This window comes from Actinosynnema sp. NPDC059335 (assembly GCF_042752395.1).
Lineage (GTDB): Bacteria > Actinomycetota > Actinomycetes > Mycobacteriales > Pseudonocardiaceae > Actinosynnema.
The window spans coordinates 1-6,846 of the sequence record NZ_JBHYXZ010000168.1; the positions used below are offsets into that span (position 1 = coordinate 1).

At 73.3% G+C, this 6,846-nt stretch carries 6 protein-coding genes; 2 read left to right on the forward strand and 4 right to left on the reverse strand.

Annotation, left to right across the window (positions count from 1 at the left end; genetic code table 11):
• Positions 1 to 263 precede the first annotated feature (263 nt).
• Positions 264 to 632: an STAS domain-containing protein gene (locus tag ACFXGA_RS34075; RefSeq protein WP_378095193.1), complete on the forward strand. Its 369-nt coding sequence runs from the start codon at positions 264 to 266 to the stop codon at positions 630 to 632.
• 129 nt (positions 633 to 761) lie between these two features.
• On the opposite strand, the gene ACFXGA_RS34080 is transcribed toward ACFXGA_RS34075, so the two are convergent.
• The 4 genes from ACFXGA_RS34080 to ACFXGA_RS34095 are packed head-to-tail and all read right to left on the reverse strand — an operon-like array spanning position 762 to position 4,232.
• Positions 762 to 1,601, reverse strand: a complete 840-nt coding sequence (locus ACFXGA_RS34080; protein ID WP_378095194.1) for a TauD/TfdA dioxygenase family protein — start codon at positions 1,599 to 1,601, stop codon at positions 762 to 764.
• Positions 1,602 to 1,617: 16 nt separating this feature from the next.
• A complete protein-coding gene (locus ACFXGA_RS34085) occupies positions 1,618 to 2,385 on the reverse strand; it encodes an ABC transporter ATP-binding protein (protein ID WP_378095196.1) in 768 nt (255 codons plus the stop codon).
• Complete coding sequence (locus ACFXGA_RS34090; RefSeq protein ID WP_378095198.1) at positions 2,378 to 3,394, reverse strand: glycine betaine ABC transporter substrate-binding protein; 1,017 nt, start codon at positions 3,392 to 3,394, stop codon at positions 2,378 to 2,380. The genes ACFXGA_RS34085 and ACFXGA_RS34090 overlap by 8 nt, the downstream gene beginning before the upstream one ends.
• 22 nt (positions 3,395 to 3,416) lie before the next feature.
• Positions 3,417 to 4,232, reverse strand: coding sequence for an ABC transporter permease (locus ACFXGA_RS34095; RefSeq protein WP_378095200.1), 816 nt, complete (start codon positions 4,230 to 4,232; stop codon positions 3,417 to 3,419).
• A 465-nt stretch (positions 4,233 to 4,697) separates the two neighbouring features.
• On the opposite strand from ACFXGA_RS34095, the gene ACFXGA_RS34100 reads away from it, so the two are divergent.
• Positions 4,698 to 6,809, forward strand: a complete 2,112-nt coding sequence (locus ACFXGA_RS34100) for a M6 family metalloprotease domain-containing protein (RefSeq protein WP_378095202.1) — start codon at positions 4,698 to 4,700, stop codon at positions 6,807 to 6,809.
• The last annotated feature ends 37 nt before the right edge of the window (positions 6,810 to 6,846 follow it).

Genomic DNA, 6,846 nt, shown 5'->3' on the forward strand with positions numbered 1-6,846 from the left:
CTGCCGACACCGGGGCCCCGCATCAGGGCGAGCGCGCCGGGCGAGCGGACGGCGCAGGCGATGACCCCGAGGCCGGGGCTCCCGCCGGCGGACGACGGGGGCCGGGCGCGGGGACGTCGCGGGTGATCGACCCCCGCGTTGTGCGAAGGATGGGCGGAAACCGTATGTTCGACTTCCGACGAAGCGCCGGCGTGCGGCCCGGACCGATCAGCGCGACCCGTCGGAAGTCGAGAAGTTCGGACACGGAGGAGAACCGGCCACCGATGCACACGTCGTTCCACACCACCGTTCGTCACGCGGGCAATGGTCGAACCGTGGTGGACGTCGTCGGCGACCTCGACGTGGTCACGGCGAAGCTGCTGTTCGACCAGGGGTGCTGGCTGCTCGCCGACGGCCACCGCGACCTGCTGCTGGACATGTCCGGCCTGACCTTCTGCGACTCCTCCGGCCTGAGCACCATCATCAACCTGTGGCAACGGGCCGAGCAGGCGGGCGGCGACCTCGCCCTGGTCGCCATCACCGACCGGCTCGCCGGCATGCTGCGCGTCACCGCGACGGACACGCTCATCACCGTCCACCCGGCCACCGAGCTGGGCCACCTCGCGCCCCCGGTGGCGACCGAGCCCGCCTGACCGACGACGCCGCGGCCCGGTGGACCCCGCCACCCCCGCGCCCCGCGAAGCCCTGCCGCGCCCGGCCCGCTCCGCCGTGCCCGAGCCCAGCGGACCGCGCCACGATCGGCGGACCGCCCGGCCCGCCGGTCAGACGCCGACCGGCACGTCACCGCGCAGGGTGATGCGGTGCATCACGCGCCGCTGGTCGCCGTAGTCGTCCACCGCGTAGTGCGCCGTGCTCCGGTTGTCCCAGACCACCACGTCGCCCTCGCTCCACCGGTGCCGCACGGTGAACTCGGGGCGTCCCACGGCGGCGAAGAAGACGTCCAGCAACGCCCTGCTCTCCGCCTCCGTCACGCCCAGCAGCCGGGTGGTGAAACCGGGGTTCACGAACAGGCTGCGCCGTCCCGACTCGGGGTGCGTGCGCACCACGGGGTGCTCGACGGGTTCCAGGGAGCGGACGCGCTGCCCCTCCCACGTGTTGCCCTCGCCGCCCAGCCGCTCGCGCAGGTACTCCTCGAAGTCCTTGCGCCCGTCGTGCAACGCGGTCAGCTTGTCGGCCAGCGCGCGCACCGGCTCGGACAGGTGCAGGTACGCCGCCTCCAGGTCGGTCCAGCACGTGTCGCCGCCGGTCGGCGGCAGCGTCACGGCCCGCAGCACCGAGCCCAGCGGCGGGCGTGCCATGAACGTGACGTCGGTGTGCCAGACGGGCGCCTTGCCGCCGTCGCCCGCGTCCAGCACGTAGATCTCGGGGTGGTCGGCGTCCAGGCCGGGCACGACGGGGTGCGCCGGCGTCAGCTCGCCCAGCGCGGCGGCGAACGCCCGGTGCCCGGTCGGGGTGAGCGACTGGCCCGGGAACACCAGCACCTTGTGCTCGACCAGGGCGGCCCGCAGCGGCGCGGCCGCCTCGGTGGACCGGATGTCGTCGAGGTCCACGCCGGTGACCCGGGCGCCGAGGGTGGGGGTCAGGGGCTCGATGTGCGTCACGATCTCTCCCTACTGGTCAGGCCGCCACGGCCCGGACGGCGCCCGCCACCTCGCCGCGCAGCGCGGCGAACTCCGCCGACCCCCGCAGCTCGTCGGCGGACACCCCGGACCGGGGCAGCGGAACGGGCAGGTCCAGCGCGACCCGGCCCGGCCGGTCGGACAGCACGACCACGCGGCTGGCCAGGAACACCGCCTCGTCCACGCTGTGCGTCACGAACACCACGCCGCGCTCGCCGTCGGTCAGCGAACGGACGTCCTCCTGGAGCCGTTCGCGGGTCAGCGCGTCCAGCGCGGCGAACGGCTCGTCCATCAGCAGCAGCCGCGGCCGGGCGGCCAGCGCCCGCGCGATCGCCACGCGTTGCTGCTGCCCGCCGGAGATCTCCCACGTGCGGCGCGGTCCCAGGGCGGCGAGACCGACCTGGTCGAGCAGCTCACGGGTCCGGCGCGGGCGTTCGGCGCGCGGCACGCCGGCCCAGCGCAGCGCGGTGGCGACGTTGCGGCCCACGGTCTGCCACGGGAACAGGCGGGGCTGCTGGAACACCGTGCCGACGTCACGGCCCGCCACGGGTGGCGCGCCGAGCACCCGCACCACCCCCGCGGTCGGCCGCTCGAACCCGCCGGCGAGCCGCAGCAGGGTGCTCTTGCCGGACCCGGAGGGGCCGACCACGACCAGGAACTCGCCGGGGTCCACCCGCAGGTCCAGCGGCCCGAGGGCGGGCACGTCCGCGCCCTTGGCCCGGTAGCGGTGCTCGACGTCGACCAGCTCCACCAGCGGCTCACCCACGGGGTGCCCGCAGTGCCGCGCGGAACGTGGCCAGGTCCGGCACCGAGTCGACCTTCTTCTGGTCGTGCAGGAACTCGGCGGTGGCCCGGAGCTGCTCGGCGAGCTTGCCCGGCGCGTCGGCGGTGCCGAAGTACCCGGGGCCGAGCTGCTCGGCGTGGTCGACGTAGATGTTCTGCTTGAGCTGCGACAACGCGTCGTCCACGCTCGCCCCGATCTGCCGCGCCACCGCCTCGGCCACCACCCGGGGCTCGGTCTTGATCTTCTTGATGGCGTCGTCGGTGGCGGCCAGCCACCGGTCGAGCACGTCGCCGTTGGCCTCGGCGAACTCCTTGCGCACCACGGTGAACGTGAGGGTCGGCGTGCCTGCGGCGGCCAGCTTCGCGCTGTCGGTCAGGGTCACGCCGTCGCGCTGGAGCACGCTCAGGACCGGCGTCCACACGTACGCGCCGTCGATGTCGCCGCGCTGCCAGGCGGCCTGGATGTTCTGCGGCTCCAGGTCCACCAGCGTCACCGAGGCCGGGTCGACGCCCGCCTGCTGGAAGGCGGCCAGGAGGCTGTAGTGCGCGGTGGAGCTGAACGGGACGGCGACCTTGCGGCCCACCAGGCCCTTGATGTCGGTGACGCCACTGGCCTTGCGCACCACCAGCGCCTCGCTGTCGCCGATCACGTTGAGCAGCTCGACGACCTGGTACGGGATGTTGAGCGGCGGGCACAGCCCGGCCGCGGCGGGGCTGCTGCCGATGACCGCGAGGTCGATGGCGCCGCCCAGGAACGCGGTGTTGATGCTCGCGCCGGAGTCGAACGACGTCCAGGAGATCCGGTGGTCGGGCAGCGCCTTCTCCAGCACGCCCTGGTCCTTCACCAGGAGCGTGCTGTCGGCGAAGTTCTGGTACGCGACGCGGACCTCGCGCCCGCCGGGCGCGGACGGCGACGAGCCGCCCACCCCGCACGCCGCCAGCACCGGGGCGGCGGCGAACAGGGACAGGACCGATCTGCGGGTGACGGACATGGTGGTGCTCCCGTGTCGGCGCTCACGCCCGCCCGCGCCACGGCGAGACGGCGCGTTGCAGCGCGAGGATGGCGGTGTCGATGAGCAGCCCGGTCACGCCGATGACGACGAGCCCGAGCAGGACGACCGCGGTCTGGTTGTAGCGCTGGGCGTTGAGGACCATGCCCCCGATGCCGTCCGCGCCGTTGACGGTCTCGGCGGCCACGACGGAGCTGTAGGCCACGCCCACGGCCAGCCGGACGCCGGTGAGGATCTCGGGCGCGGACGCGGGCAGCACCACCGTGCCGACCACGCCGAGCCTGGAGGCGCCGAGCGCGTGCGCGGCCTCCACGTACTGGCGGTTCACGCCCGTCACCGCCGCCGCGGTGGCGACCGCGACCGGCGGGAACGCGGCCACCACGAGCAGGTAGACCTTGGGTTCCTCGTCGATGCCGAACCAGATGACCAGCAGGCTCAGGTAGGCCAGCGGCGGCAACGCGCGCAGGAACGTCACGAACGGCTCGGCCACCGCGCGGACCAGCGGGACCAGGCCCATCAGCAGCCCGAGCCCCACCCCGACCAGGATGCCGTAGGCCGAGCCGTAACCGACGCGCCGCAGGCTCACCCCGAGCCGCTCGACCACTGTGGACCCCGCGTACCCGCCCTGCCCGTTGCCGCTGTCGGAGGCGGCGAGCAGCTGGTCCCACACCTGCACCGGTCCGGGCAGCACCGCGGGCGGCCAGAACTCCGCGAGCACCAACAACTCCCACACCGCGACCAACGCGCCCACCGCCGCGACCCGCACCAGGACCGCGTGCGTGGCGGACAACGCGGCGCGCCGCGGTTCTTTCTGCGCCATGGGAGAACTCCGGACCGGAAAGGGAGGTGATCAAGCCGGGGGTGAATGTACAGAAACGCGTCGGTCCGAATCGCCTTTCCCGGAACGTGGACACCTTCGTCCGGAGTCCTTGCGCCGCCGGGCTTTCCATGACATCGACGGGCGCTTGATCTCCCGGATGGCGGGACTCCCGTCGTTCTCCGAACAATTCGGTGTGCGACGTGTCGGGCTCCGGTGGAAAGGCGGACCCGTGGCCCTCGTGGAACCCCGGGACTTCGTGCCCGTCACGCCGGATCGCGCCGACACCAACCCGCACGAATGATTTCCGACCGGTACGGGCGTCGTATTCGGCGTGGTGGAGGCGGCGGGCGCGGCCCGTCGTCCCGGCACGAGCCGTGCCCGTCCGTCAACTGACAACGCCCTCGCACCACCGCGCCGGGCGGGCGGTGGTGGTTAGCGTGAGCGGATCCGCACCACGGAGGTGGCATGGACCACACACCTGTCCGTCGCGGGCCTCGGCGCCCCGTCCTGCTGATCGCGGCCGCGCTCTCGGTCGCCGCGCTCACCGCCGGCAACACCGGCGTGACCGCCGCTCCGCTCGACGACCCACCGCACCACTGGCAACAAGACCACTGGCCGCAACGGCAGCCGTGGCAGGAAACCCGCGACTCCGCCCGCGTGGCGGCGCAGGCCGGGTTCCCCGGCCCGATCGACCCGCAGAACTGGGTCAACCCCGACCACATGACGTGGGAACGGGACTACCGGAAGGTGCCCGGCACCAACTGGGCCGACCCGTCGGTGAAGGGATCGGTGCGCAACTTCAAGGGCGCGCTCGTCCTGCTGGACTACCCGAACCAGCCGTTCGTCGTGACCCAACCGGAGCGGTCGACGGTCTTCGGCAACCCCGGCGCGGCCGCCCACGACATCCCGCGCGACCAGGTCGCCCGGTTCTACCGGGACTTCCTCAACACGCCGAACGACCTCAACCGCGGCCACACCGTGCACGAGTACTGGATGGAGGACTCCGGCGGGCGCTACGGCGTCGAGCTGACGGCGTTCGGCCCGTACACGATGCCGGGCAAGGACCACGAGTACGCCATGGAGTTCCAGGGCGGCGCCGCCTGCCCGGCGGGCGACACCTGCGACCGCGACATCCGCACCGACGGCAACGCCGCCTGGGTGGCCGACGTCGGCCCGGCCGTGCCGCGCGGGTACGACTTCGTCTACTTCCTGTCCGCGGGCCAGGACGAGTCGGGGACGTGGCAGGAGTTCGGGATGATGAAGTTTCCGACGAAGGAGGACGTGCCCGACGAGTTTGGCCCGCCCGACCCGGCCCTGCCGAACTGGTCGCGCACCCGTTACGTCGACTGGACGTCGTGGGCCGCGGGCTCCGGCATCTGGCCCAACGCGGGCGGCGGCTCGTCCACCCAGGCGGAGAGCTCCGGCCAGGGGGTCTACGCGCACGAGCTGAGCCACCTGCTCGGCATCGGCGACAACTACAACAACCCGTACGGCAACCCGCCGCGCCGCGCCTACACCGGCATCTGGGACATGCTGTCGCGCGGCTCGTTCAACGGTCCGGGCGGCCCGCACTCCCGCTGGGTCATCCCGGCGACTGCGGGCGGGTCGATGGGCGCGCAGCACGTGCTCCGCAACAAGATCAAGCTCGGCATCGTCGACGAGCGCAACGTGCTGCGCCTGTCCAGGGAGGCGTTGGCGGGCTCCGGCGTGGTCGTCGCGGAGGTCACCGCCCGCGCCGTCCAGCCCGGCCCGGACGGGCTCGCGGGCGTCAACATCGCCCTCGGCGCGGGCGACCTGTCGCCCGCCTGCGACGTCCGGGCGGACCCGTTGTGCGACGGCGGCGGCTACCAGAACTACACGGTCGAGGTCGTGGACCGGATGGGGGCGGACTCGTTCACGCCGGACGCGGGCGTGCTGCTGGCCAAGACCAAGGACGCGGACCTCGCGCCGTTCGCCTGGGTGGTGGACGCCAACCCGCAGGACATCGGGATGACCGACTACGTGCTGCCGGACGGGACCCGGGTGCCCATCACGGTCGGCGACTACCGGCAGCTGTCGGACGCGCTCTTCCACGCCGGCACGGGGTCGGGCAGCGAGTACGAGTACGTCGACGCGGCCAACCGGCTGCACTTCTACGTGCTCGACGTCAAGCGCGACCGGCTGGGCGTGCTGTCCTACGCGGTGGCGATCAGGTCGCTGGACGGCGCCGGCCCGCAGCGGCGTGGGGTGAGGGTCGCGCCGACCGTCGGTCGCGCCGGCCCCGACGGCGTGGCGACGTGCCGCTTCCCGCTGGTCAACACCGGACGTGCCGCCGCACCGGCCGCGCAGCACCCCGAACCGGTCGAGCGGTACCTCGACGCCGACGTGTACCGGGTGTCGGCGAAGGCGGAAGGCCGCGGCTGGTCCGTCTCGCTGCCCAACGCCCTCGCCACGGCCGGGTTCGGCGAGGAGGTGGAGGTGCCCGTCCACGCGCGGCGGGACGGCGGCCCGCTGGTGTCCAAGGTGACCCTGACGGCCACGTCGGAGAGCGACCCGACCAAGACCGCGACCGCCTCCTGCACCGTGATCGGGAGGTAGCGGGGCCGCGTGATCCGGAGGGGGCCGACCGCCCGCG